Source organism: Phycisphaerae bacterium, assembly GCA_024102815.1.
Classification (GTDB): domain Bacteria; phylum Planctomycetota; class Phycisphaerae; order UBA1845; family UBA1845; genus JAGFJJ01.
The window spans coordinates 1-2,969 of the sequence record JAGFJJ010000053.1; the positions used below are offsets into that span (position 1 = coordinate 1).

The 2,969-nt window shown below is 59.2% G+C and carries 5 protein-coding genes; 4 read left to right on the top strand and 1 reads right to left on the bottom strand.

Annotated elements, in window-relative coordinates:
- The 4 genes from J5J06_13340 to J5J06_13355 form a co-directional block, all read left to right on the top strand.
- The coding region (locus J5J06_13340) for a hypothetical protein (protein ID MCO6438071.1) at positions 1-803 on the top strand (803 nt) is incomplete at its 5' end.
- Complete coding sequence (locus tag J5J06_13345; GenBank protein ID MCO6438072.1) at positions 803-1,375, top strand: DUF1629 domain-containing protein; 573 nt, start codon at positions 803-805, stop codon at positions 1,373-1,375. The genes J5J06_13340 and J5J06_13345, both read left to right, overlap by 1 nt.
- 117 nt (positions 1,376-1,492) lie before the next feature.
- Entirely contained in the window at positions 1,493-1,969 is a 477-nt protein-coding gene (locus tag J5J06_13350) for a hypothetical protein (protein ID MCO6438073.1), read from the top strand.
- A 12-nt stretch (positions 1,970-1,981) separates the two neighbouring features.
- Positions 1,982-2,596, top strand: a complete 615-nt coding sequence (locus tag J5J06_13355; protein ID MCO6438074.1) for a hypothetical protein — start codon at positions 1,982-1,984, stop codon at positions 2,594-2,596.
- A 21-nt stretch (positions 2,597-2,617) separates the two neighbouring features.
- On the opposite strand, the gene J5J06_13360 is transcribed toward J5J06_13355, so the two are convergent.
- Positions 2,618-2,969 (bottom strand): hypothetical protein (locus J5J06_13360; GenBank protein ID MCO6438075.1); only part of this gene is annotated, 352 nt, incomplete at its 5' end.

Sequence of the window (2,969 nt, forward strand, 5' to 3'; positions counted from 1 at the left end):
TGTCCGCCGACAAGCAGCACCTCGAAGCGGACGCCGAGGGGCTCTATTACGTCCGCAACCGGTGGTACAGCCCGACGCTGGGCCGGTTCCTGACCGCCGACCCGAACGCGACCGGCCTGCCGCTGCAAGAGCGGGTTACCTATCACGGCCGACAGCAGTGGCTGATCGCACGCCCGCTTGATCCCCACCGTCATCTCGCTGACGGTTCCAACCTCTACCACTTCGCCCGATCAAACCCGTCGAACCTGAGTGATCCGGCCGGTCTTCTCACCTACGCAGGTTTGGGAATGTGGGCGGGCCGGGCATACGCCGCATATGACATGTACGACCGCGCTAGCAGCCTCATTCAGTTTGCACGGGACTTGCAGTCTGCAAGTGACATGCGGACGCTGCTGCTCGATCTCGCGACGGTGACAGTCGATGTTGCCGGTGGTAAAATATTTGACGCGATCCAGGGCGCGATGAACGCGATCGGGCCGTTTTACAAGTCTTTGCGCACACGCGCAATGGCGAAGCCGAAACAGAATCATCACTTTATCCCGCGAGGGGGTAAGGAGTTCGGACCGAAGTACGATGCAATCCTGAGCAAGTACGGCTTGAGCACCGCCGACGGCTGGAATCAAGACTTGATGCACCACTTGGGTGGGCATCCCAAGGCTTACTTCCAGTATATGCTCGAGCAGTTGGCAATCGCTGACGATCTTGCCCAGGGCGACCCTCAGAAATTGAGAGAATATATGGCAGGAGTGTTCCAGTACGTGAAAGACAATCCTGAGATGCTCATGAAGGAGTACTGGCAATAGTGGACGCGCTTACGATATTCCAATTGCTGCAAGTGCTCGAACGTGGCGAGCACACCATGGTCGTGGCCGAGCGCGATCTCAAAGGTGTGGGCACCGGTGTTAAAGCGTGTGATCCGCTACCGACACGTTGGCCATGCGGTGTGACGTTTCACGCGACTGGCTCTGCTCCCGAAGATATTCCGTTCAGTGTGTTCGGCTGGTGGCTGTTCTCGGACCGCTTGAAGCGGCTAATCGAGTCAGAGCAGCTACATGGGATCACATTTCTGCCGGTTGAAGTTGTTAACGATCTCCCCAGCCCGATACAACGCTACTGGTACGCCCACTTTGAATGCATTGCGGGAGCTCTCGATCGTGAACGCTCCACCGTAGCGTACTACGGTCCCGATCGGTCAGGGCCCGGCCCCCGGCTAAATGTGATTAAGCCCGTCCTTCACCATGAACAGGCTTGCAGTCAGGATTTCTTCCGTCTGAAGGAATACTGGCCGACGGTGTTCACTTCCGGGCGATTTCGCGATTTATGCATGCGGGAACGGATCAGTGGCGCTTCCTTCCGGGTAGTGCCGCTGGTCTAATCACTACGTCCAGGGTGCCCGGTTCGCGCTGCTTACGTTGAGCACCAGCTGCGCTCTCGCAGTGTCGGCACCGTCACCGCCATCAGCGCCCGGCTGACGCACACCGGCGTCCTCTGGTTGACCTTCGACACCGGGGAGACCCTCGGCGTCACGCCGAACCACGAGCTCTGGACCTACGAGGACGGCTGGATCGATGCCGCCCACGTCCAGCCCGGCGATCACTTGGACCACGCCTGCGGCATGGCGGTCGCCGTTGTCGATCGCGTCTATGACCCGTCGCCGACGTTCGTGTATGATCTCACGGTCGACGGTACGTGGACGTTCTTCGCCGGTGAGCTGTGGGTACATAACAGCTCGTGCGTTCCTGACATGGCTGCGGCAAAGAAAAGCTTCTTTGACTCATGGATTAAAAACTTCACCGATCCTGGCCAAGCGGTCACTGACTGGGCTTTGAGGGACATGGTAGCAGCGGCACGAAGGCTGGGGCTGACCATTCGAGGTCCTGAACTTGGGCGTAGCGGCGTGTATCAGCGAATTTGGCATCTTCACATCGGAGAGTGGCACATTCCTTGCAGTCCGAACTTTGTTCCATAAGAAGCAGAGGACATGAGCGCAAGCATCGACCGCGGCTACCTGCTTGTAGGAGCACCGATCCAGTACGCCTCTGGTAGTCTGTACAGCGGCGTCGGACGTAACACGACCGGGCAGGTGTTGCACCCCACACCGCTTTGTCCCGAGGTGTACAAGGTGTGGACGCGCGAGGCGGAACGCCACGTCCAGGAGGACGATTGGCACCTCTTCTTGGGGAGGCATGAGGAGGCCGTTTCATTTCAGGATGAGTACGCTCGGTTAGGGCACCAGTTCTGGATTCTAGACGTACGCGACTGTCAGAGCGAAGCTGCTGCTGGCAACGAGGCGATCCGGAAAGGCTTTTTAGGATTCGACGTCGCAAATAAGCAACTTTATTCCGGCATCCGCAACCTTTTGATGTGGGAGATGCCTGATGACGCGGCCGACTGTGAGGCGACGATTCGGCTAGTTCAGCGACACTTTAGACCTTGTACAAATATTCATGGCCTCTTCAGTTCAGTTGGTGACGCCCAGTTATTTCGAGACGTCGTCATGGAGCTCGAGAAGAACGTTCCGGAAGCCATGAAGCCGCCGTTTTATGATCTGCGAGTTTATTCCGTTGTCGACGTGGCTTCGACCGTCGAGCGGTAGCTGCGGCCGGCCGCCTGAACTTCACGTTCGCCGACTGGCTCGGAGAACAGCTCGACCGCCTCGAAGAGCAGCGCGGCGACTGACCGGCCTCCCAACTGCCCTCGCCTGGAACGGGCAGCGCCATGACGCCGGCGTCCGCCTGCAGCACTTCTTCTGTAGTCCTACAGCGCCCGCCTCACCCACACCGGCGTTCTCTGGCTGAGCTTCGACACCGGCGAGACCCTCGGCGTCACGCCGAACCACGAACTCTGGACCTACGAGGACGGCTGGATCGCCGCCGCCCACGTCCAGCCCGGCGATCACTTGGACCACGCCTGCGGGATGGCGGTCGCCGTTGTCGATCGCGTCTATGACCCGTCGCCGACGTTCGTGT